Source organism: Listeria sp. ILCC797 (assembly GCF_900186185.1).
Taxonomy (GTDB): domain Bacteria; phylum Bacillota; class Bacilli; order Lactobacillales; family Listeriaceae; genus Listeria; species Listeria goaensis.
Window position 1 is genome coordinate 86,396 of sequence record NZ_FYBS01000004.1, and the last position, 23,418, is coordinate 109,813.

The 23,418-nt window shown below is 41.6% G+C and carries 27 protein-coding genes; 4 read left to right on the plus strand and 23 right to left on the minus strand.

Annotated elements, in window-relative coordinates; translation table 11 throughout:
- Positions 1-66: 66 nt before the first annotated feature.
- The 12 genes from smpB to rlmN form a co-directional block, all read right to left on the minus strand.
- Positions 67-534: an SsrA-binding protein SmpB gene (gene smpB / locus BN1609_RS05495; RefSeq protein WP_088840606.1), complete on the minus strand. Its 468-nt coding sequence runs from the start codon at positions 532-534 to the stop codon at positions 67-69.
- Between the two features lie 15 nt (positions 535-549).
- A complete protein-coding gene (rnr, locus tag BN1609_RS05500) occupies positions 550-2,919 on the minus strand; it encodes a ribonuclease R (protein ID WP_088825338.1) in 2,370 nt (789 codons plus the stop codon).
- Between the two features lie 20 nt (positions 2,920-2,939).
- Positions 2,940-3,686: a carboxylesterase gene (locus tag BN1609_RS05505; protein WP_088840607.1), complete on the minus strand. Its 747-nt coding sequence runs from the start codon at positions 3,684-3,686 to the stop codon at positions 2,940-2,942.
- A 229-nt stretch (positions 3,687-3,915) separates the two neighbouring features.
- A complete protein-coding gene (secG, locus tag BN1609_RS05510; protein ID WP_088810233.1) occupies positions 3,916-4,149 on the minus strand; it encodes a preprotein translocase subunit SecG in 234 nt (77 codons plus the stop codon).
- A 91-nt stretch (positions 4,150-4,240) separates the two neighbouring features.
- Complete coding sequence (aroD, locus tag BN1609_RS05515; protein WP_088810232.1) at positions 4,241-5,020, minus strand: type I 3-dehydroquinate dehydratase; 780 nt, start codon at positions 5,018-5,020, stop codon at positions 4,241-4,243.
- 12 nt (positions 5,021-5,032) lie between these two features.
- Positions 5,033-5,752, minus strand: a complete 720-nt coding sequence (locus BN1609_RS05520) for an NUDIX hydrolase (RefSeq protein ID WP_088810230.1) — start codon at positions 5,750-5,752, stop codon at positions 5,033-5,035.
- Between the two features lie 125 nt (positions 5,753-5,877).
- A complete protein-coding gene (rpmF, locus tag BN1609_RS05525) occupies positions 5,878-6,042 on the minus strand; it encodes a 50S ribosomal protein L32 (protein WP_088810228.1) in 165 nt (54 codons plus the stop codon).
- Between the two features lie 17 nt (positions 6,043-6,059).
- Positions 6,060-6,614 carry a nitroreductase gene (locus BN1609_RS05530; protein WP_088840608.1) on the minus strand — a complete coding sequence of 185 codons (555 nt, stop codon included), beginning with the start codon at positions 6,612-6,614 and terminating at the stop codon, positions 6,060-6,062.
- 11 nt (positions 6,615-6,625) lie between these two features.
- Positions 6,626-6,991, minus strand: a complete 366-nt coding sequence (gene isdG / locus BN1609_RS05535; protein ID WP_088840609.1) for a heme oxygenase IsdG — start codon at positions 6,989-6,991, stop codon at positions 6,626-6,628.
- A 66-nt stretch (positions 6,992-7,057) separates the two neighbouring features.
- Entirely contained in the window at positions 7,058-7,414 is a 357-nt protein-coding gene (locus BN1609_RS05540) for a DUF488 domain-containing protein (protein ID WP_088840610.1), read from the minus strand.
- 41 nt (positions 7,415-7,455) lie between these two features.
- On the minus strand, positions 7,456-7,875 hold the full coding sequence (imm48, locus tag BN1609_RS05545) for an Imm48 family immunity protein (protein WP_088810222.1): 420 nt from the start codon (positions 7,873-7,875) through the stop codon (positions 7,456-7,458).
- Between the two features lie 362 nt (positions 7,876-8,237).
- Complete coding sequence (rlmN, locus tag BN1609_RS05550; RefSeq protein WP_088810220.1) at positions 8,238-9,341, minus strand: 23S rRNA (adenine(2503)-C(2))-methyltransferase RlmN; 1,104 nt, start codon at positions 9,339-9,341, stop codon at positions 8,238-8,240.
- A gap of 178 nt (positions 9,342-9,519) precedes the next feature.
- Between rlmN and BN1609_RS05555 the strand changes: the two genes are divergently transcribed.
- Genes BN1609_RS05555 through BN1609_RS05565 form a run of 3 tightly spaced genes read left to right on the plus strand, consistent with a single transcriptional unit; the run spans position 9,520 to position 13,746 of the window.
- Positions 9,520-10,476 (plus strand): MoxR family ATPase, encoded by a 957-nt coding sequence (locus tag BN1609_RS05555; protein ID WP_088810218.1) that lies wholly within the window; start codon positions 9,520-9,522, stop codon positions 10,474-10,476.
- Complete coding sequence (locus BN1609_RS05560; protein ID WP_088810216.1) at positions 10,469-11,596, plus strand: DUF58 domain-containing protein; 1,128 nt, start codon at positions 10,469-10,471, stop codon at positions 11,594-11,596. The genes BN1609_RS05555 and BN1609_RS05560 overlap by 8 nt, the downstream gene beginning before the upstream one ends.
- The gene (locus tag BN1609_RS05565; RefSeq protein ID WP_088840611.1) at positions 11,596-13,746 is read left to right on the plus strand and encodes a transglutaminase domain-containing protein; all 2,151 of its coding nucleotides are present in this window, start codon (positions 11,596-11,598) and stop codon (positions 13,744-13,746) included. Before BN1609_RS05560 ends, BN1609_RS05565 begins: the two co-directional genes overlap by 1 nt.
- A gap of 23 nt (positions 13,747-13,769) precedes the next feature.
- Here BN1609_RS05565 and mscL read toward each other — a convergent pair whose 3' ends face one another.
- The 7 genes from mscL to BN1609_RS05600 all read right to left on the minus strand — a co-directional run bounded on the left by mscL (position 13,770) and on the right by BN1609_RS05600 (position 18,750).
- Complete coding sequence (mscL, locus tag BN1609_RS05570; protein WP_088810213.1) at positions 13,770-14,165, minus strand: large-conductance mechanosensitive channel protein MscL; 396 nt, start codon at positions 14,163-14,165, stop codon at positions 13,770-13,772.
- Between the two features lie 67 nt (positions 14,166-14,232).
- Complete coding sequence (locus BN1609_RS05575) at positions 14,233-14,844, minus strand: cyclase family protein (protein WP_088840612.1); 612 nt, start codon at positions 14,842-14,844, stop codon at positions 14,233-14,235.
- A 32-nt stretch (positions 14,845-14,876) separates the two neighbouring features.
- Entirely contained in the window at positions 14,877-15,872 is a 996-nt protein-coding gene (locus tag BN1609_RS05580; protein ID WP_088810210.1) for an NADP-dependent oxidoreductase, read from the minus strand.
- A 152-nt stretch (positions 15,873-16,024) separates the two neighbouring features.
- Positions 16,025-16,729 carry a hypothetical protein gene (locus BN1609_RS05585; protein ID WP_244169936.1) on the minus strand — a complete coding sequence of 235 codons (705 nt, stop codon included), beginning with the start codon at positions 16,727-16,729 and terminating at the stop codon, positions 16,025-16,027.
- 137 nt (positions 16,730-16,866) lie between these two features.
- Positions 16,867-17,349, minus strand: a complete 483-nt coding sequence (locus BN1609_RS05590) for an ATPase (RefSeq protein ID WP_088840613.1) — start codon at positions 17,347-17,349, stop codon at positions 16,867-16,869.
- A gap of 9 nt (positions 17,350-17,358) precedes the next feature.
- Complete coding sequence (locus BN1609_RS05595) at positions 17,359-18,285, minus strand: LCP family protein (protein WP_088840614.1); 927 nt, start codon at positions 18,283-18,285, stop codon at positions 17,359-17,361.
- Positions 18,286-18,435: 150 nt separating this feature from the next.
- On the minus strand, positions 18,436-18,750 hold the full coding sequence (locus BN1609_RS05600; protein ID WP_088810203.1) for a hypothetical protein: 315 nt from the start codon (positions 18,748-18,750) through the stop codon (positions 18,436-18,438).
- Positions 18,751-18,857: 107 nt separating this feature from the next.
- On the opposite strand from BN1609_RS05600, the gene BN1609_RS05605 reads away from it, so the two are divergent.
- Complete coding sequence (locus BN1609_RS05605) at positions 18,858-20,870, plus strand: penicillin-binding transpeptidase domain-containing protein (RefSeq protein ID WP_088825329.1); 2,013 nt, start codon at positions 18,858-18,860, stop codon at positions 20,868-20,870.
- Between the two features lie 200 nt (positions 20,871-21,070).
- On the opposite strand, the gene BN1609_RS05610 is transcribed toward BN1609_RS05605, so the two are convergent.
- The 4 genes from BN1609_RS05610 to BN1609_RS05625 form a co-directional block, all read right to left on the minus strand.
- Positions 21,071-21,595 carry a VanZ family protein gene (locus BN1609_RS05610; RefSeq protein WP_088840615.1) on the minus strand — a complete coding sequence of 175 codons (525 nt, stop codon included), beginning with the start codon at positions 21,593-21,595 and terminating at the stop codon, positions 21,071-21,073.
- A gap of 138 nt (positions 21,596-21,733) precedes the next feature.
- Positions 21,734-22,522 carry a hypothetical protein gene (locus BN1609_RS05615; protein ID WP_088840616.1) on the minus strand — a complete coding sequence of 263 codons (789 nt, stop codon included), beginning with the start codon at positions 22,520-22,522 and terminating at the stop codon, positions 21,734-21,736.
- Positions 22,522-22,932 (minus strand): permease prefix domain 1-containing protein, encoded by a 411-nt coding sequence (locus tag BN1609_RS05620; protein WP_088810199.1) that lies wholly within the window; start codon positions 22,930-22,932, stop codon positions 22,522-22,524. The genes BN1609_RS05615 and BN1609_RS05620 overlap by 1 nt, the downstream gene beginning before the upstream one ends.
- A complete protein-coding gene (locus BN1609_RS05625) occupies positions 22,929-23,291 on the minus strand; it encodes a PadR family transcriptional regulator (protein ID WP_088810198.1) in 363 nt (120 codons plus the stop codon). Before BN1609_RS05625 ends, BN1609_RS05620 begins: the two co-directional genes overlap by 4 nt.
- Positions 23,292-23,418: the final 127 nt, after the last annotated feature.

Consider the following 23,418-nt stretch of genomic DNA (forward strand, 5'->3'; position numbering starts at 1 on the left):
GCTTGGATTATTAACTAATCCAAGCCTACGTCCTTCTTTATTCACAAAATTCATACATCACATTCATTACATTTTTTGGCGCTCTTTAAACGCCCTTTCAATATCTCGTTTGGCCTCTTTTCGTTTTAAATCTTCGCGCTTATCGTACTTTTTCTTCCCTTTAGCGACGCCAATTAAAACTTTCGCGTAGCCATCTTTCAAGTACATTTTAAGCGGGACTATCGAATATCCGGCTTCCTTCGTTTCCCCAATTAGACGACTGATTTGCTTTTTATGCAGCAAAAGCTTTCGCGTTCTAAGCGGGTCGTGGTTATAACGATTTCCTTGTTCATAAGGACTAATATGCATGTTGTGTAAAAAAACTTCACCTTTATACACGCGCGCATAAGCGTCCTTCAAATTCACGCGAGCACCTCGCACAGACTTGATTTCCGTACCTTGGAGGACAATGCCCGCTTCAAAAGTTTCTTCGATTGCAAAATCGTGACGCGCCTTTTTGTTTTGCGCGATAAGCTTTCCTTCACCTTTTGGCATCTTTATCCTCCTTCCTTAACGGCGTTTTTTCTTCTTACTATTTTTAGGCTGGCCTTTTTTGGCCACACTCTCATAGAATGCTTTTTTCTTTTTCTTCTTCGGTTTCGTATACCAATCGCCGTCAGATTGCTTCTCCTCTTTATTCGAATGAGGCTTACGCCGCTTCTGATTACGATTTCCTTTTTCTTTAAAAGCGCGGGTTTTATTTACCGGTTTTTGTTTTTGGAATTTCGCTTTGCCACCCTCTTTGCCCCCACTAATTAATGTGAAGTCAATTTCGCGTGCGTCAACGTCGACTTTTGTTACTTCTACTTCGACCTCGTCCCCGATTCGGTAAACTAGCCCAGTACGCTCGCCAATCATGGCTAAAATGTTTTGGTGGAACTGGTAATAATCACCTTTCATCGCGCTCACATGGACTAAGCCTTCAATCGTGTTTTCCAGTTCAACAAATAAGCCAAAATTCGTAACCGAACTAATGATGCCGATAAATTTCTCGCCAACTTTGTCTACCATAAACTCTGTTTTCTTAAGCTCGTCTGTTTCACGTTCGGCTTCAATTGCGCGGCGCTCCATTTTAGAAGAATGATCCGCAATTTCAGGTAGCTCTTCTGCACGTTTTGCGAGCGTTTCTTCTGATACGTCACCATTTATGAAGTACTGCCGAATTAGGCGGTGGACCATTAAATCCGGGTAACGGCGAATGGGCGATGTGAAGTGCGTATAAAAATCGGTAGCAAGACCGAAGTGGCCTGCTGAAACCGTATCGTATTTCGCTTGCTGCATCGAGCGTAGCATCACCGTTGAAATGACCATTTCTTCTGGTTTGCCTTTCACCTCATCCAAAACTTGTTGCAATGCTGCCGGATGGACTTGATTGGAGGTGCCTTTCACGACCAAGCCGAAATTCGTAATGAACTCAAAGAAACGCGCCAGCTTATCCTCTTTTGGATCTTCGTGGATACGATAAATGAACGGCACGTCCATCCAGTGGAAATGTTCCGCAACAGTTTCGTTTGCCGCCAACATAAATTCCTCAATCAGGCGTTCACCTGCCGACCTTTCTCGCAAGACAACCTTCTCTGGGTGCCCCTTTTCGTCCACAAAAACCCGCGCTTCTTTTGCATCAAAGTCAATGGCTCCTCGTGCTTCTCGCTTTTCGTGGAGATGTTTCGAGAGCGCAAACATGTCTTCTAGCATCGGTACAATATGCGCGTATTTTTCGCGCAGTTCGGCATCTTCATCCACTAAAATCGCATTCACGTCCGTGTACGTCATCCGCTCCGTCGTTTTGATGATACTTTCAAAAATCTCATGGCTGACCACGTGCCCAGTTTCATCGATTTCCATTTCACAGCTCATCGTAAACCGGTCCACTTTCGGGTTTAAAGAACAAATCCCGTTTGATAGGCGGTGGGGCAACATCGGAATCACACGGTCTACTAAGTAAACACTCGTGGCCCTAAGAGCCGCTTCCTTATCAAGTTCAGAACCTTCCTTCACGTAATGTGTGACGTCTGCAATATGCACGCCAAGTTTAAAGTTCCCATTTTCAAGTTTTGAAACAGTAACCGCGTCATCTAAATCCTTCGCATCGGCTCCATCAATTGTGATGATGACTTCATCGCGCAAGTCACGCCGCGAACCAATTTCATCAGGATTCACAACATCGTCTGCCGCATTCGCTTCTTTCATGACCGCGTCTGAAAAAGTCATTTCAATTCCATGTTTATGAATAATCGATAAAATATCAACGCCTGGATCGTTTTTATGCCCAATAATCATTTTCACAACACCACGCGCCCGGTTATGCGAATGTGCGTACTGCGTGAGCTCGACAATGACTTTATGTCCGTCAACCGGTTTTAAGCCATCCGCCAAGTCAACATGCACTTCACCAAATACACGTTTATCGTCCGGAATAACAATTCCGTCGCCAACTAAATCCTCCATGTATGTACCAACTAATTGCGTTGTTTTTCGCTCCACAATTTTACTGATAGTACCTTCGGCCAAGTTGTCGCCTTTTCGTTTCGTAATGTTCGCGAGCACTAAGTCGCCATTCATTGCGTCATTGACTTCTGTCGGGGGGATAAAAATATCGTCCAAGTCTTTCTCTTCTGGTAAAACGAAACCAAATCCGCGTTCGTGCGCCCGGAAAGTCCCCTTAATATAATCCATCTTTTCAGGTAGCGCATACCGATTTTTTTTCGTCCGAATAATGTCCCCTTTATCTTCCAAGCGAACGAGTGCTTTCACCATTTCTTTAAACGCATCTGCGTCAGCTAAGCCTGTTGCCGCTTCTAAATCATCTAATGAAAAAGTTTGATCCTTTTGTGCGCGCAAAACGTCTAATATGTGCGCCTCCATTTGATGTTCTTCCATCATTCATCCCTCCTTACTATTTATTCTTGCCAATCTAAACGGTCTAAAAACTTTAAAATATCGTTTTGTAACTCTTTTCGTTCCTTATCTATCGTAATGACGTGACCAGAATTTTCATACCACTTAAGCGATTTATCCGCAGATTCGACTGTATCATAAATCCACTGGGCACCGTCCACGTCCACCATATCATCAAGTTTGCCTTGGACAACGAAAATCGGTGCATAAATCATATCGATTTCACTCGCCACCGCATTAATTTCGTCTTTCAATTTGGCAATTTGACTCATCGATGCCCCTTCGTAATGCACCATTTCCGCATCAATTTCTTCTGGAGTCTTGCCCTCAAGCCGCTTATAATTCCGTACATAATCCATATACCCCGAAATAATCGGCGATGAACTATCCATTTTCGTCGGCGCACTCATCGAAACAATCCCTTTCACAGGTTTTGAAAATCCGAGTTTTAAAGAAAATAATGCGCCTAGTGACAGCCCAGCAACCGCAATTTCCTTGTAGCCTAGTTCCTCTAAATGCGCATAAGCATCTAATACATCTTGCCACCAATCACTTGGTTCCGTCTGAAGCAACAAATCCGGCGACACGCCGTGCCCTTTATATTGCGGCGCATAACACGTATAATGATGGTCTTGCAAAAACCGCCCCAACATTCGCACATCCGCCGAACTTCCCGTAAACCCATGAAGTAACAAAACCGCTCTTTTCCCTGTTTCAAATAAAAAAGGTTTTGGTGGTGTAAATTTCATTTTAAAACGCTCCTCACGCAACTTTTGATTCTACTCTAGTGTACGTGAAATTACGGTTTCAAGCAATTAAAAAATTTTGTGAGGAGACTTGAAATGTATGGGATATGTATTCGCAATATGAAGGGGGACGTCGCTAAAAAAAGGAGGCGCTATATTAGACAGTTGCTGATATGTTGTATGAACCCAAACAAAAACCACCCACGGTTGTAGGTGGTTTATCATCATGGGCTTAATTAATGAAAAAGCCTAATGCAATGAGTATTGCAAAGAAAATGATGGATAATACGATTGTTGCGCGGTGCAAATATAATTCAAGGCCACGTGCTTTTTGTTTGCCGAATAATTGCTCTGCTCCACCAGAAATGGCGCCTGAAAGGCCATTGCTTTTACCTGGTTGAAGAATAATTACGATAACGAGCAGTATAGACACAACAACTAGCGTAGCTGTTAAAAATGTACTCATTCTTTTTCCTCCTAAAAACCGTCCATTTTGACTAAAGATAATCTTACCATAATACGGCGCGCCGTACAATAGATGTAGCTAAATTTGTTTGTTACAATTCTGTGAATGCCTCGCTTGATTTCGCTTCTAAAGCATCTAAAATTAGCCGTAAATTTTGAACAGGAACTTGTCCAGGCGCAGAAGCTTTTCCGATGCTTCCATACGTAATCGCTGAACCGAAAAAGCCGCCAGATAGGCGCGAAATGACGCCGAGCGTTCCCATTGAAATAGCAACAAACGGTTTTGTGGCTTCATTTTTCAGCGTATTCATCGCATCTAGTAGAACAAGTGCATCGGCTCCGTTTTCAGGCATGACGGCAATTTTTGTAATGTCAGCTTGTAAGGCTTCCATGCGCGCAAAACGAGCTAGGATTTCTGATCTTGGGGGCGTTTTTTCAAAGTCATGGCTACTCATTAGCACTTTCACATTTGACGCATGTGCATGACTTACTAATTCTGCCACAGCGGTTTCATCATGAAATAGTTCCACATCGAGCAAGTCCACTTCGCCGGTACGCACCATCACACGGTTTAACTCGAAATAGAAATCGTCTTTCATTTCCAGTTCGCCGCCCTCTCCTTTTGTTCTAAAAGTAAAAAGAAGCGGTTTTGTTTTGATAAGAGGTCGAATTTCGCGGAGAGCCCATTTGACCGTTTCAAGGTCATGCACCTTACCAAAATAGTCTGCGCGCCATTCAATGATATCCACGTCAAACTCATTAATAAGCGCCACTTCGCGTTTTAAATCTGCAATCGTCTTCCCCATTAGAGAAACGCAAATTTTGGGCGTCCCTTCGCCAATTACAACATCATTTATTGTTACAAGGTTCATCGTGCATCCCCCTTAAAAGAAAATACTATGCGCATTCGCTTCCGAGCTAAAAAAGTATTTTCCATCTTCGCTTTGCTCAAGAAAAGGCAAAAGCTCAATATAATGATTAAATTCCTCAAAAGACGGCATCGCATCTTTCAAAGTACACCCCTGAAGAGCTTCATACAACTCCTCTGATGTAAAAAATTCAGGTAAAAAATCGCTGACCTTCGTGGAAAGAAGCATTTCCTGATTGATTTTATGAGTGGCATCACGCAAAATATCCAAATGATCAAACGCAAGCGGTAATTTGAATGCTTCGTCTACCGAAACGAGCGCCACGTTTGCCGCATCATCTAGAGCAGTTCGTTTTAAAAGGGCTTCTTTCGGAACAAAAGCATAATGTGCACGCGTAATAATCCAACCGCGCGGGTCGCGTCCAGGTTTATCATAAACACCGAACGCCGTAAGTGGAATATCGGTTAAACCCGTTTCTTCTTCCAATTCGCGAATGCCCGCTTGATGCGCATCTTCATTCGGATCAACAAATCCACCCGGGAACGCCCATTTTCCGCCTTCAATATTAGGCTTTCCTTCCGCATTCAAACGGCTTCTTTCAATTAAAAGCACATGCAATTTGCTCTCCTGTACCGTAAAAAGTAAAATATCGCTCGTATAGCCATCTGGCGTCCGAAATTTTTTTGCATCATAGGATTCCAGCGCCTCTTCTTGCTTCACAAAATTATCTGTCATTCCAATTGGCCTCATTTCTACATGAATTGTCCTATTCCTATAAAATCCATTTTAGCATGCCGTACACAAAAAAAATACCCATCTTTGCGAAGAAAAAAACGTCTTTTTCGCAAAAATGGGAACTCTTATAAGACTTGCTTATTTTTATACGTACCGTCCGGCGCAATCCGGTGGGACATTTGATATTCACCTGTCGTAGGATTCTTAGTCAAACCTGGTACGCTTAAACCTTTATGCGTCCGTCGTTTATTTTTCTTCGCTTTCGACGTTCTTCTAGCAGGTACAGCCACATTCATCACCTCCTAAATTACAATTCATGCACATAAGATGCTAGTTCTCGCCTTGCTTTCGCCTTTGGAACCTCAACAAATTTAGTTAAATGTAGCGTTCCAATGATTTTTTCGTCTGGTTTTATCCCTAACACCTCTTGAAACGTTGGGTTGAAAATGTACTTATTCGTTCGCCAAATCATGCCAATATTTTCTTCCCAACCGAGTAGTTGTAGATTTTGAATAAATGCACTTGTCGCTGCAATGGCTTCAAAGTCTTTCTTCGCATCACTCGTGATTTTTGACGTAATAATGAGTGTTATTGGTGCTTTTCCAATCTTTTTAATCGTACTTTCGCGAATTTTATGGGCCTCTTCTGGTTTTTCACAAGTCGCCCGTACGACAGCCTCTACATATTTTTCCTTCTGCGCTGGACTTTCCACCACATAAACTTCCCACGGTTCAAGCTTGCTGTGGAACGGTGCAAAGGAAGCCGTTTCAATCAGACTGTGCACAAATTGTTTTGAAATTGGTTCCTCAATTGTTTGCTTAATGGAACGGCGCGCACGAATGGTTTCCGCTACTTTGCCCATACCGAGCCCTCCTATTCTACTTGAGCGGCTGGTTCTTGGATGTGGACAACTTCATATTGGACAACCTCATTACCTAAAATGCCTTTACGGTCACGTTTTTGTTCGCGCGAATCTTTTGTTCGACCATGCGCTTTTTTGAATGCATCACTTTTAACCCACGCTTTTTGCGCCGCTTCACTCACCCATTTACTTGTCACCACAACCTCTTCAAAATCGCTCTCTGGTAGATGCGTCTTCCACAATTCAAAACCTAAAAAGCCTTCTACTTCTGCAATATCTTTTGTTGGGTGTCCAGAACCATCAGCTCCAGTAAATTGCTTAATCACTTGATCCCCGTAGCCTTTTTCCACTTTAATTGTGTTAGTAACAATAATCATCCATTTTCCTCCTATAATTTGCCGATTCATTACTTCGATTATAGTGATAATGATTCTCATTGTCAATTATAGATTTTCAAAAACCCATTCTAAAAGCACCCGCTCATGGTTCTCCTCTTCACTTTTCGCCGCAAATAAAAAAGTCACATTTCCTTTTTCAAGTTCTTTTCTCACTTTGTCTAAAAAAGCCATCCGGAATTGATTCCCTGAAAGCTCCGCCAAATAGCCTTCCTTAAACGCTTGAAAATCCATCTTCTGATGATGAAAGTCTGTCCGGATTTCATTTGACGGCGCCATATTTCTCGCCCACTCATCTAGTTTCGCCTTTTCCTTTGAAACCCCTCTCGGCCATAGTCGGTCAACTAAAATGCGGTAACCATCTTCTGTTTCCGCTGGTTCATAAAGCCGTTTTAATTTCAGCATAAAACCTGCTCCTTTTAAACAAAAAAAGCTAGATGATTGCCTCACCTAGCTTGTTGTATATTTTCTCGTTGACACTCTCGCACGATGTCAAAGATGCTTGAAACATCTTCTTGAATTTCTTTATATTCACCCGTTTTGTAGTAATCAACGTAACCCTCTAAACCGCGTCCAATCACCGTAAACTGCGTTGGGTGTTTTGCTTTCTCTGTACAGTGAATCGCGTGACTCGATAATTTAGCTGCTTCTTGCTCGCTAAAATGAAAATTATGAACTAACGCCGCGACTAAGCTCGCCTGAATTTCACTTCCATCGGCATCCATCTCCGAGCCAAGCATCGTAAGCATCCCAAATAAATAAGATGTCACAACTTTAGCTTCAAACGCATCATTTTTATCAAATTTAATAACCTCAGCAACCTTACTTGCACAATTCCTCGCTGCTTCAAAAAAAGTTACTTCCACTTTTGGCACTCCCTTATTAACTTGCTTTTGAAATATATCCATTATAACACTTTATCAGCAGCTTTCAAGAGTTAATTTTTCTGGTCAAAAACTAATTCAAGACGTGGACAGGTTATGTTTTCGATTTCAGTTTGAACTCTCGCTCGATACTCTTCTTCTGCCTCGTTAACATGTCCAATAAAATAGACTTCCTATAGCCAGTATAAGTGTCTAAAAACAAAGCTATTAAAGTTTCTCTCCTTCATTAAAATAGAAAGCTATCGCGCCAAAAATACTGCCTAAACTGTTCACAAAGCCAGAAGCAGCATCTCCAAAACAAAACCACCCTTCAAAATTCAACTTTTAAAGGGTGGTAATCTTATTTATTGGTTTTCAAGCGCCTTTTTCTCGCGCATACGTTCGCGAATGCCGACGCGTTTAATTTGTTTGCTGCGAAGTTGACCGCATGCAGCATCAATATCGGTGCCGTGTTCACGGCGGATAACGCAATTAATGCCGTTCTTTTTCAGGACGTCATAGAAAGCGAGGACGTCTTCTTTTTTGCTTCGTTCGTATTGATTGTGCTCATCGACTGGGTTGTACGGGATTAAATTGACATAGGCGAGCTTTTTATGGTTTTTGAGTAAATTGGCGAGTTCTTGCGCTTCTTGTCTGGAGTCATTGACATCACGCAACATAATATACTCGTAGGTTACCCTGCGATTGGTTTTCTCGATATAATATTCGATTGCTTCCATGAGCGTTTCAATCGAGAACGTCCGATTAATTCGCATGATTTTCGTCCGAATATCGTTGTTCGGTGCATGTAAGGAAACGGCCAGGTTGACTTGGAAGTCCTCGTTTGCGAAATCTTTAATGCGCGGTGCGAGTCCACTGGTTGAAACGGTGATGTGGCGCGCGCCAATTGCAAGCCCTTTGTCGTGATTCACAACGCGCAAAAAGCTCATGACATTGTCGTAGTTATCGAACGGTTCGCCGATTCCCATCACGACGACATGACTTACGCGGGCGTCATTATCACGCTCGTCTAAGTAGCGCTGCACATTCATAATTTGCGATACGATTTCCCCTGCGTCTAGGTCGCGTTGCTTCTTTAAAAGTCCGCTTGCACAAAACGTACAGCCGATATTACAGCCGACTTGTGTCGTAACACAGACCGATAAGCCGTATTCATGACTCATAAGCACCGTTTCAATTAAGTTGCCATCTTCTAATTTAAATAAATATTTGATTGTGCCATCATTTGATTTTTGCACAATTTGTTCTTCTAGATTATTTAAGACAAAGTTTTCTTTCAAAATTTCAATGCTTTCTTTCGGGACATTCGTCATTTCATCAAATGAGCCTACACGTTTACGATAAAGCCATTCCCACACTTGTGTCGCTCTGAATTTCTTTTGTCCTTTGTCTAAAAACCATTCCGTTAAATCATCAAACGTTAATCCGTAAATGGATTTCTTCGTCATTATTCAGCCTCTTCTCATTCATTTTCTTCTATACCATTTTAAAGGTTTTTAAGCGTACAAGCAACACCTATTCTGTTTAAAAAAATCTTTAGAAAAAATTAAATTAAAATTCTTTTACATCAATATCATAGTAGCATATACTTATTTTATTAGTAAAAATGAAATGGGGGCCTTTGTAATGACTTCACCATTTAATCAAATTGAGCAAATTATTTCCGAAGTTGAAAAAGTTATCGTGGGAAAACGCCACGTTATTGAATTAAGTTTAACGGCACTTTTTGCTGGCGGGCATGTTTTAATTGAAGATGTTCCAGGCGTTGGAAAAACAATGCTTGTGCGCACGCTTGCTAAATCAGTAGATGTGAATTTCAAGCGCATCCAGTTTACGCCTGATTTGTTGCCTTCTGACGTGACAGGTATTTCCGTATTTAATCCCGAAACACGCGAATTTGAATTTCGTCCGGGACCGATTACGGGGAACATCATTTTAGCTGATGAAATTAATCGCACCGCGCCTAGAACGCAAGCCGCCCTATTAGAAGGCATGGCTGAAAAAAGCGTTACGGTTGATGGGGTTACAAGACCACTTGCTGACCCGTTTTTTGTTATGGCCACACAAAATCCGATTGAATATGAAGGAACGTATACGCTACCTGAAGCACAGCTCGACCGTTTTCTTTTGAAAATTGAAATGGGCTACCCAAGCGCGGAGGAAGAACTTGCGCTTCTTTCTGAGAAACAAAGCGAGGACACTCTGCTGGAAGCGGAAGCAGTGATTCATTTAACCGATCTTTTAAGTTTAAAAAAAGCAAGTCAAGCGACACAAATTAGTACGGAATTGAAGCAATATATTGTGGATTTGGTCCATGCGACTCGTGCCCATTTTGCGGTTTCGCTTGGCGTTAGTCCGCGTGGAACGATTGCGATGATGATGGCAGCTAAAAGTTATGCCTTTCTTAAAGGACGCGAATTTGTCATGCCTGATGATATTAAATATTTGGCGCCATTTGTTTTTGAACATCGGTTGTTACTCACGCCTGAAGCGACTTATCAAGCTGTCAAGCAAGCTGATGTCATTCAAGATGTGCTAAATTCCGTTCCAATTCCAGTTGAAAAGAGGTCTTCTCATGCTTAGAACTAGGCTGCTGCTTTTTTCTAGGTGGTTGATGCTTCTCCTCCTCTATGCGGCGCTTATTACATACACTTTATTTCAAGGTGATACAGCGAGCTGGTTTTTAACATATTTCTTTTCAATTGTCATGCTCTTTTTAATTTTTTCGGCGGTGTATCGTCTTAAAAATTGGCACGTTCATCGTGTTTTTCCAAAAAAGGAATATTTTGACGGGGATTTTGTGCAAATGAAGCTTCATTTTAGTCGTAAAAGTCGATTTCCGGTTGGCTATTTGCTTATTGAACAAAAAATACCAGCTTCTTTTGGTGCCCATCATGCGCGCCAACAAACCCTCTATCCTTTTTTCAAAAAAAATGTTGAAGTCGCCATTAAACCATTTCGTGCAACACGAGGACGTCACACTTTTTCGACCATCACGGCTGAAACAAGTGACGCATTTGGTTTAATTGAACGGAGCTCGCAAATTGGTGAGGAAGAGCATGTGACGATTTATCCAACTTACTTTCCGAATATTTTGCAAAAACTTGGTGCGGCGAATCCTGACCGAGATGCAAACGCGCCGTACTGGACTTTGCATAAGAACGACTCTCTTCACAGTTTGCGCGAATTCATTCCCGGTGACAGAATGACATGGATTGACTGGAAAAGTACGGCCAAAACAAACACGATGATGACACGTGAATTTGAAAATAGTAGCGCGCATAAAATGCAAATTATTTTTTTCGGTAGCGTCCATGAAAATTTTGAACACGCCTTACGTGCGGCTTATTCTTTTTCGCGTAAAATGCTCGAAGACGGCGCTGAAGTGCGCATCACCATCTTAGGCGAAAATGGCCGTTCGTTTGACTTTAGCCGTGATAAAAATCGCATCGCTGAGATGTCCCATGTGTTTGCTGAATTGGAGCCGCTTGATGAAGCGGTTTTAATGCAAGAATTGCAGGCGCTACTAAAATGGCAGAAGGACGCGTTTATTTTTGCGCCGGTCATTTCAAATGCGCTACTTCAGGTGGCAAGTAAGTCCAATTGGCGAATGACGCTAATCTCCATTTTAGACAAACAAGAGCTCTCCCAAAACGCTATTTACTTGCGGAAAGATTCGCTTGAGTCGGGGGGTGGCGTGTGATGCGTGCAAAGTTGCTGACGATTATCCTCTACATTTTGTCCATCTTGCTCATTTCAGAATGGGTTTATCCGTTCATTTTCCTTACAAATTTAACCAACCCGCTCTACATGATTATTTACGTCGCGCTTTCACTTGGCATGTTTTTCCTCGGCTGGCGCTTTTATGCGACCTTACCGCTCCATCTTTTGCTCATTTACTTCTTGATGGGGATTTACTTCAATGACGGACATCCATTTGAACTCGGCTTTTTAAGCACGTTCGTGCAAATTATTCAGTCTGGCTTCCGCGACCTATTTGCTTTCAACGCCTACGATATTAGCATGGCGTTCATCACACTCATTTTCTTTGTCGCCATTTGGCTTCTTAACTACATTACAAGCTTTACACTTTTGAAAAAACAGCGGATTATGAGCGTGCTTGCGTTAACCGTGGCCTACATCGCCGTCGTCAACACATTTACTGAATACGCCGGTCAAATGGCTTTAGTGCGAACCGTCATTATTGGCTTCTTGCTGCTTCATTTTGCGCTGTCCAAACGACTGGAGACGCCGAATCGATTAAGCGGATTGACAGACAAAAAGCGTCCGATATTTTATCACGTGGCCCTTATTGCACTTTTAGGGGTATTTTTAGGTAGCGCCTTGCTGTTCCCACAGCAAAAACCGGTTTTTAATGATCCGGTTCCCTATATTCGCGAATCACTTGGTATGAATACAACACGTACGGTCGGCTATAGTGAGGACGACTCCGAACTTGGCGGCGCTTTAAAGCCTGATCATTCGCAAGTTTTCCAAGTATGGGCTGAAAAAGAACATTATTACCGCGTGGAGACGAAACGCGCCTACACTGGACGTGGTTGGGCAACTTCTAATCGTACTGACGTAGAAAACTTCAAAGACGCCGAAGCTTTCCCGTTAGCGTTAGCGGACAAGTATCAATCAAAGGAAAGTACGCTCGACGTCCAATTTGATAACGCGAACGATTATCTCGTCTACACATATGGAACACATTCCTTTTTTAACAGTAAAGAAGTGACTTTTGCCCTTTCCGATAGTACCGAAAAAGTGACTCCTGCGGCGAAAATTAGGAGCTATTCGATGAGCGTGGCTGAGCCCGTTTACGATCTAAAATTGATGAAAGCGGCGAAATTCAACGAGCTTTCCGACCAATTTTTGGCGGCTTATACGCAACTTCCAACTGAATTGCCAAAACGTGTGGGCAATCTAGCGGAAAAAGTAACAAAAAATGCGGACACAACGTATGACCAAGTGAAAGCAATTGAAAACTATTTAAGTTTCACAGGTGGATTCAGATACAGTACGGAAGATGCCAAAACAACACCGCAAGATGCGGATTATGTCGATCAGTTTTTGTTTGAAACGAAAGTCGGTTACTGTGATAATTTTTCTACCTCAATGGTCGTTATGCTACGTACGCTCGGCATTCCAGCACGTTTTTCAAAAGGGTTTACTTCTGGTGATGAAATTCGTAGCGAAAACAATAAAACGCTCTATTCCGTCAAAAATAATAACGCCCATTCTTGGCCAGAAGTCTATTTCCCGGGAACAGGCTGGGTACCATTTGAACCGACAGCAACTTTCCAAAACCCAGAAGAATTCATTGATTCAACTGAAGAGCGTCAAGTGACAAGCGACGCACCAAGTAGTTCTGAGGACACGCAAAAAGGCGCTCAAGAAGAAACCACTGAACAACGTAAAAACGCCGAGCAAGGAACGGATACGGGACAAACTCAAACAAAAAAAGATACGACTTCTACTGAAAAAACAGCCATCAACCCGCGACTGATTTTCTGGAGCATTTTTGGCACAACCGTTTTGATTGCCTTGATGATTTTCATCTTCCGCAAACAAATTCAGCTTTTCTGGTTTAAGCGTGCTATTCAAAAAGAAAAATGGACTTTCGAAACGAGCTACCTCAAATTGCTACACCTGCTTAAAAATTACGGATACATTCGCGAACCGAGCGAAACATTATCTGCCTTTGCAGCACGCGCAAAACTTGACGGCTTCCAAGAACTAACAACAACCTATGAAAATTGGCTTTACGGCAACCAAAATACGCCAGTAGCGAAAAAAGACTTTGAACGTGTGATTCATGTAATTCAATCTAAAAAACGAGGTCACTCCTAAAGGAGTGACCTCGTTTATGTAAGTTAAACCTCTTTCTTATTTTGCAACAAATCGCGAATTTCTTTTAAATATTCTTCCGATTTGGTAATTTCTACTGGTGCTTCTGCCTCTTCTTCGCCGCGACGCTTCGAGAGACCAATCAGGACTTTGATAAAAATAAATAGTGAGAGCGCGATGATGACAAAATCAACAACAGATTGAATGAACAACCCGTATTTTAAGTCCGCAGAGCCTACAACAACGTGCAAGTCTTCAAAGCTGACACCGCCTAAAATCATCCCAACAAGTGGCATAATAATGTTGTCGACAAGCGAAGCCACAATTTTTCCGAATGCAGCCCCGATTACAACACCGACTGCCAAATCGAGCACATTTCCTTTCAGTGCAAAATCTTTAAATTCCTGTGCGAATTTCTTCATGTTGACATCCCCCCTTCTTAAAAAGCATACTATCAATTTTTAGGTTTGTCATATATTTGGATTAAAACTAGATTTTTGCGTACGCGCGAACGATACTTGCCTCAGCCTCAATTTTGAGCGGGACCGCATGCAATTCGACTTCGGGAGCTGAAAGTAAGGCGTGTAAATTTGTTAGGTTCTCCAAAATAAAAATGCCTGCCGCAAGTAGCGTTTGATGCACGATAAACGGGGCAAAATCAGGCGAGGGGGTGTCGATTCCGACCATCTTGATTTGCTTTTCCACAAGCATCTTCGCCAAATTTTCCGTTAAAATCGGATGCTGCGTATAATATTTTTCTTCGCCGTAATAAGCATCAAATCCCGTGTAAAACAAAACGATGTCGCCCGGTTTCACGCACTCAAATTGAGTCTGCCAGTCAATTTCTGACAGCCCGCGCACATCAAATAAGACGGCCTTCCCAGTAAATGCTTCGACCGGAAAAGACGCCGCAAAACGAGCATCTGGCACAAGGTGCATCGGCATATCAACATGCGTTCCAACATGCAAATTCGTTTCCACTTCATGAATCACATAACCATCTTTTTCAAAAAAACGAGTTTGCACAATGTTTGTCGCACTGTCCCCCGGATAAACAGGCGAGCGCCCCCCAATTGTATGCGATAAATCAACGTAAGCCATAATTTCCTCCTTAAAAATAAGCCCAGCAAGTGCTAGGCCATTTCCACAATGATTTTCCCGATATTTTTCCCTTCAAATAATGAAAGAAATGCCGGAACAATTTGGTCAAAGCCTTTTAAAACTGTTTCCTTATGCGTGAGTTTCCCTTCCTCAAGCCACTTAACAAGCTGTTTCGTCGCCTCTTTATAATCCGCCTGATAATTTGTCACGGAAAAAGCTTGCATACGCGCATTCGCTTGAATCAAATAGCGCTGAATGCGAGGCCCCACATCTTCTTCTGCCGGCAAGTTGTAATTCGAAATCGTACCACACACCGGAATACGCGCAAAATTGTTGAGGAGCGGCCAGACAGTGTCACTAATTTCGCCGCCAACATTCTCAAAATAAACATCAATTCCGTTCGGACACGCCCGCTTCAAGTTTTCGGCAAAATTCGGATCACGATAATTCACCGCCGCATTAAACCCAATCTCTTTGACTAAATAGCGCGCTTTATCGTCCGTACCGGTAATACCAATTACGTGAGCGCCCTTAATTTGAGCAATTTGACCGACCGTAGACCCAACTGCCCCCGCCGCCGCACTCACAACAACCGTTTCATCTTTCTCTGGCTGTCCAATATCGAGTAAGCCAAAATAAGCCGTTAGCCCAGTCATTCCTATTACGCCTAGATACGCTTTCGCCGAAATAACGCTCGTATCAATTTTGCGCACTTTCCCCTCAGAAAGAATGACTTCCTCTTGCCACGGAACTTGCCCCACCACAAAATCGCCTTCCGCAAAATCGCGACTAGCGGAGCGAACCACACGCAAAACGCCGCTGCTTTTCATAGGCTGCCCAATTTTAAATGGTGGCATATTCGACGAGTCCGCATTCATTCTGCCGCGCAAATAGGGGTCAACAGAAAGGTAAACAAGTTGCAAGTGTAACTCCCCGTCATGCAGGCCATTTAAACGAACTTCTTTTGTCTCAAATAAATCTGCGCTCAGTTTGCCTGTAGGTCTAGCTTTTAATACGATTTGTTTCATTTTGGTCACCTTCCCTCGTTATTTGCATCACTACCACGTGAACAAGATTTCTAAACAAAATCCTTCGCAAAGCGGATAAAAAGGTGCCCATTATAAAATAGGCAAATGGTAAACTTCAGAGATTTTGAAGTTCACCATTTGCCATCTAACCGTTATTTTTTGACTACTTTTTTAAATTCAAATTTCGACATCCAGCCTTTTTTCTTGCGTATCGAAATATAGCCAATTATCGAAATGACGAGCGCACCTAAGAAGTCTACAAATAGGTCACCCATTGTATCCGCAACTGCAGCATGTCCTTCAAGCGGCGTCCCATTTTCAAGCATTGTTTTTTGCATGTTCATGCCTAATGAATCGGCTCCGAACTCATAGAATTCCCATAAAACACCAAGGAATACTGCAAAACTAAGCGCGAACAGTGCCACGAAAAACGGGCTCATGTTTAACGAAACATTTTCGTTATTGTTTAGCAAGTTGACGATAGAAAAACCAAGTCCCCCGAGCATCGCACCACTAAACGTGTGTAAAATCGTGTCCCAATTTGGAATTAAGTAATAAAAACTTTGTACCTCACCTAAATAAATAGCGCAATAAAGGAAAATTATAAAGACAATATACATCGCATCAGGTATTTCGAACTTCATTCTTTTACTTAACATAGATGGTAAAAAGAGCACGACAACACCAAGAATACATTGTAAAATCATTAATGTGTAATCTCCGCGCGTTTTTTCTCCTTCGCCAAGATAAGCGTCGGCTGGTGTTAAAATTAAGTTAACCGTAGCGTAGACAATTGACACTAATAAAGTTACAAGTACGAAAATGGCTAATATCCTAGTCCAGTTCCATTTTTTCAAAATTTCCACTCCCTTTCATGTTGTCTTTACCCATTATACATGAACTTAAATACTTTTTTAAATTTTTTGCAGGACTTTGCAAAATAAACACGCCTAATAGGAAGAGAACGATTGGGAATAAAAAAGAGTGAAGCGACTTAATTAAGCCACTCCACTAATTTTTTTCGATATTCTTCATACAAAACGTCAGAATAGGCTTTATCAAACGTAAATTCTTCACCTTCAAGCGCTTTTTTGAACGCATCAAGACAGATTGTCCAGCCAGCCAAGTCGCGCGGCGTATGATCGGTTACTTGCACGATTTCTTCGGTGAAAATAAGCTGCGTTTCATTTTCGCTTAACGGGGCAAAACGAAAGTAGACCGCATCGTTATCCCAAGCAAAACCAAGCGCCACATTTTCCTCGAATTCTAAAATAGGCATTTCAATTTTTTCGGTTTCCGTCATTTTAAAAAGCAAATAGCCGTCCGCTGAAAGCTGCCCCATTTCGAGTTCAGCAAACCATTTTCCGAGACCTTCCGTCGTAGATACTAGCTCAAAGCAAGAAGTCATCGGCGCATCAATTGTTTGCACCGCACGAAAAATCAATTTATCCCCTTGTTTGACAATTTCAGGTTTCATGATAACCTCCTATTTGATGAAATCTTGAATCGCGGCTGCGTTTTTCGCAATATCAATTCGCAGCACCGCCCCAGCGCCCGAAATGCGCTGATTTTCCCAAGTGCCCTTCACAGGAACTGTGAGTGTCTCCAAGTCAGACGTTCTGCCAAGTGCGAAGTCCAGCCCCGTTTTAAGCACAAGAGAAGTCGGTAAATCCGTTGTAGTGTAGCCTTGCACAGTGCCGAGCACGCTCGGTAATTTAAACACGCTCGTTGCCGTAATCGCCTGATCTTTCACAGCCGCAAGCACTTGTTGTTGGCGTCTTACCCGTCCAAAATCGCCCTCTTCATCTTTTCTAAAGCGAGCATATTGAAGGAGTGTATGACCGTCCATTTTTTGCTTGCCGGCTTTTATGTTAGCGTCAATATTTTGTGACATATCTTTTTCCGCGTCAATTTCAATCCCATCTGGCGAAAGCGTATCAATGACTTTCGGGAAGCTTTCAAAACTTGTCACAACGTAGTAATTGCAATCAATTCCGAAGTTTTCCTTAACCGTTTGACGCACAAGTTCTGGCCCACCGTAGGAATAAGCCGCATTGATTTTATTTTTGCCATGTCCTGGAATATCTACATATGTATCGCGCATAAGCGAAACAATTTTAGGCTCTTTCTTCTTTTTGTCATAATGCGCAATCATTAGTGAATCTGAACGACCTTGATCCTCACCTCGCGAGTCACTACCGATAAATAGAATGTTTACACTATCACCAGAAGGCTTCTCACCATTAAATGTAAATTCCTTTAACGCATTGTCTGCTTCCGCTTCTTTTAAGCTGGATTTATATTGAAAAAAGCCTACAACTCCAAAAACTAATAGTACTAAAACTAGCAAAAGCAGAATTGTGCCAAAAACGCGACCTTTCCTAACTTTCTTATGCTCAGCATGTCTTGCCATATTTTTCACCTCTATTTTTAACTCCAAGTATCCTTTGATACCCTTATCTTACAATAAATTATCAAAAAAAGAGACTGAAAACATATAAGAATTGTTAAAGATTAGGAAAATACTACTTTTTTCATGCACAATTCTGCTATATTAAAATTATTAAAATGTGGACGAATCACTACTATCACTCGAATTTCCTGAGTCTGAACTTCCTCCGTCTTGCGTCGCACCAGAATTCGCATCAGGCGGTGTCATGCCTTCTTGGCTCGTTCCATTTTGTTGACCAAAGTTGCCTGGACCACCATTTTGTTGTTGCATTGTTCCGTTCATATCATTTCCTGTATTTGTTGTTACGAGCATATAACTTAAAATTGCAATTACAATAATGGAACATACACTAATAATAATCGTCGCTATCTTCCATTTGTTTTGCGGCGTTTTTGTAGAGTACGTAATCTGATTTTGTTCTTCCATAAAGTCATCATCCTTTCTTATTCTTCCAATTTATCAATAAAATAAGAAAAAAGTATGACATGAGCAAGAATAAAATGTAAAATAATTTTCATAGAGGTGATAAAAAAATGAATACTAGTAGAAAGAAATGGTGGATAATTGGCATTTCGGCTCTTGCCGTGTTACTTATTGCCGGAGGAATCACATTTTTTATCGTGTTAAATAAATCAGCGGATAAAAAAGCGAAAGACGCGGCAGTGGCGTTCACCAATCAAATTGCGCGGGAAAACTATGCGAAGCTTGATACATATGTAACTTCCAAATCATTAAAAGCCGTAGACTTCACAAAAAAAGATTTGGAAACAAAGTACACCACGGTTTTTGGTGGTCTTGGGGTCAAAGATGTTCAAGTGGACAACTTGCAAGTTACACCAGGCGAGAACAGTCGTACTTATGACTTGACCTATGATTTAAACATGCAAACAAGCCTCGGAAAACTCAAAACCCAAAGTTATAAATCGACTATTTCTAAGGAAGATGAGGAATGGAAAGTGGACTGGGTGCCCGCTCTTGTTTTTCCTGGAATGGTGAAAGATGACAAAGTTAGACTTGTGACAGATGAAGCGAAACGCGGCGATATTCTCGACCGAAATCAGAAAAAACTGGCGACAATCGGCAACTTCAATGAAGCAGGTGTGGTCCCTGAAAAGCTTGGGGAAGGCGATGAAAAAACGCAAAATATCATGGCCATTAGCCAAAAACTTGACGTTCCAGCAGAAGAGATTAACCACGCTTTGGAACAAAAATGGGTTAAAGCTGATAGTTTCGTTCCCATCAAGACCATTTTGAGTGGCAACTTACCCGAATCAACCGGCCTTGCCTATGCCCAAAAAGAGCTCCGAACTTATCCGCTAAACCAAGCGACTGCCCATCTAATTGGTTACGTCGGTGAAGTAAGCGCCGAAGATATTGAGAAAAATCCGCAGTTAAATGTTGGCGATATCATTGGAAAAACGGGTCTTGAACGCTATTATGATAAAAAGCTCCGCGGTAAAAACGGTGGCGAAATTAAAATTATTAACGACCGCACCAAACAAGAATCTACACTGCAAAAAGTAGCACGTAAAGACGGTGAACCCGTTCACCTAACAATCGACGCTGATATTCAGAAAAAAGCGTTTGATAGCCTTGGAAATGAAGCTGGCGCGGTCACGATGATTAACCCTCAAAGTGGCGATTTATTAGCGCTCGTTAGCACACCTTCATATGATGCAAACAAAATGGCAGCTGGAATTTCCGCTAGCGACTACAAAAAATATAGCGAAGACAAGCGCACGCCGTTTTTAGCGCGCTATGCGACACGTTACGCTCCCGGTTCTACGTTTAAAACGATTACGGCGGGAATCGGCTTAGACTTAGGTGTCACAACACCAGATAAAACACGCCAAATTGATGGCCTTAAGTGGCAAAAAGACGCTTCATGGGGCAATTATTTTGTGACACGCGTTCATGAAAAGCCATCGGTCAACATGACAGACGCCCTCGTCTATTCGGACAACATTTATTTTGCGCAAGAAGGCCTTGAAATTGGCAAGGATCGCTTGACGACTGGTCTCAAAAAGTTTGATTTTGACCAAGAATTCGATTTACCGTTTTCAATGGAGCCCGCACAAATTTCAAATGATGGATTAAACTCCGACATTTTATTAGCCGACACCTCATACGGGCAAGGCGAATTGCTCATGAGTCCTGTTCAACAAGCGGTCGCCTACACGGCCATTGCGAATGGCGGTAAAATGGTCTATCCAAAATTAGCCAGCGATGCAAAACAAGCTGAATCTAAACAAGCCATCAAAGCAGAATCGGCAAATCTTGTAAAAGATGCGCTTATTAAAACAGTATCGGATCCAAATGGCACCGCCCACAAATTAAATTCCAGTCATAAAATTGCTGCTAAAACGGGCACAGCCGAATTAAAACAAAAACAAGGCGAAGATGGCCTTGAAAACGGCTTTTTATATGCCTTCGACGCAGAAAATCCCAACTATTTAATCCTGGGCATGATAGAAGATGTTAAAGGTCGTGGTGGCAGCAGTTTGGTCATCGATAAATTAAAACCTGTCATCGAATCTATGTATTAAAAAAGAGGCCAACTTAGTTGGCCTCTGGACTGAGGACAAACGGCAATCTTCGTCGTTAAAACCTGCGTTCCACTCCTCACGTATACAAATACGCTCCGGTGCGGTACTCGGCTTTGCCTAAAATCTTACCATTTGTCCTCAGTCCAGGTATGGTGTGATTGCGTTTTGTTTTACTTAAATTTAGAGTTTGTGAGGTCAACTTAGTTGGCCTCTTTCTTTAAATTTCGTTTATGTTCCAATTGTTTTAATACAAAAAAGGTGGTCACAACTCCAATTGTTGCCCCTACAAAATCAAGCATTACATCTTGCAAAAGCGGTGTTCGCCCGCCTGTTAAATATTGATGGTACTCATCAGTTGAGGCAAAAATGAGCGGAATAATGAGACCAGCTGGAAAAGCCCATTTGTTTTGCTTTGTCACGCCGCGCACGCCGAGAAATAAAGCCCCTCCCATAATAAAATAAGTAAAGAAGTGAGCCCCTTTTCGAAGGAAAAACTCAATGAATCCACTGTAGCCTTTTACAGCAATACTTACTTCTGATCCCGCATATGTAAATGAAATATGCGATAAAATATTTTCAAACGGTCGCCCTGCTAGAATCTGATCTAAAAAAGGAATAAGCGTTTGTTGTTCGTAAGTTTCAGATGATGATTTAAATAAAATAGCCATAATAAAGAGCGCACATAAAAAACTAATCCCAATCCAAATTTTTTTATTTTTAAACATAATTTTCTCACTTTCTCATGATAGTTACCGTTTGAGTATATCACTCAAAGATTAGAAGAAAATGAAAAAAAAACGTTTTTTTCATTTATCACGATATTTCAAAATAAAAACCATCCAAAAGGACGGTTCTTAGGTAGCTTATGAAAATTTCTGTTTCACATTTCGGCGCCGATATACAAAGAAGTATATCGATAGCGGCCACCAGATGACTGCAAAAATGGGATAAATAGCCCAAATTATTTCTGGCGTAGTTAGCCAATTCACAACAATGAAGAACGCGCTAACTAACATCGTGCATAAAATGGAATAGGTAAAGATGTGGCGCGCGAAAAACATCGATAGTGGCCAAAATAATACGGCGAAAACAGGATAGACACACCAAATCACATCGGTTGTCACAAAATTGGTTACGATAAAAAATAATGTTAGCCAAATCGTTCCAATAACTGAAAAGGCACGCGGGAATCTTGCGAGTGCGACAGATAGCGGCCACCAGTAAATCGCGAAAGTGGTGAAGATGCTAAACGGGAACCGCGGCTCGAAATAAATGTTTAAGCCAATGTAACATAAGACGAGTAGCGTACTCATTAGGAAGGAGTAACCAAATTTGGCGCTATATTTTCCTCCAAAAATAATGATTGGCCACGCGAGAATCGCAGGAATCGCGAATAAAATCCAAGCATATTCGGGTGATTCAAAGTAGTTTGTTAGTGCTAAAACGGCAATGATGAGTACACTCGTGACGAGCGAATAGCTTCTCAAATGCTTGCTTCCGTCTGCTAAAAAGAAATATGCTGGTGAAAGTAGTAAAACGGCTGTATAAATTGACCAGTTTTCTCCCGGAAATACTAGAAAATTTAGCAAAATCAGAAAACCGATGATAAAGCAGCAACTTATAAATAAGAAGCCTCTTGTGCTTTTGTCCATTATTTTAATTCCTCCTTCTTACGGTGCCAGTAATAAAACATCGATAGCGGCCACCATAAAATGCCAAATGTCGGGTATACAAACCAAATTGTGTTTGGCGTATAGTAAACGTTAATAAAGATAAATAATGCGATGAATAAAATGCTTCCCCAAATGGCGAAATCTAAGTTCAGTCTTGCATAAGCTAGCTTTTTACTGCCGCCGATTTTAAGTTCTGCTTTGATTTCATCAATATCGCCAAAATCCACTAATACTTTGTTGATGGCATCTTCTTGCGATTTTCCTTGCTCCATTAAATCATATACTTTTTCTTCCATGTCTAGTAAAATCTCTTCTTTTACTTGTAAAGCTCGGTCGCTGTTCGGTACGTCATCAAAAATCTTGTCTACAAACTCATAAATTCTTCTCAATTTGCACTCTCCTCCAAAAATACTGCCATAATTTCCTTGATTTCTTTCCATTCCACTATCATTTCGTCTAAATACATTTTTCCACGAGCTGTAATTGTGTAATACTTTCTTTTTCCGCCGTGGCTTCGATCGCCATAATAACTTTTGATGAACCCCTTTTTCTCCAGCCTTTGAAAAACTGCGTATAAAGTGGCTTCTTTAATTTGAAATTTCTCACGCGTTCGGTCACTAATTTCTTTTGAGATTTCATAACCGTAAGAATCACCATCCATTAATATACGTAAAATAATCGAATCCACGTGGCCACGCAAAATGTCGCTTCGTATTTTGAACACCTCCAAAATTACTCTACCACGCATTACTCTATCACATAGAGTTAATTTGATAAACTTAGTTTAACATGAATTACTCTATGTGTCAAAGTAATTTTATAAAAAACGTTTAAAGCCTTGCTATAATGGGAAAATTGGCAAACAAGGGGGAATC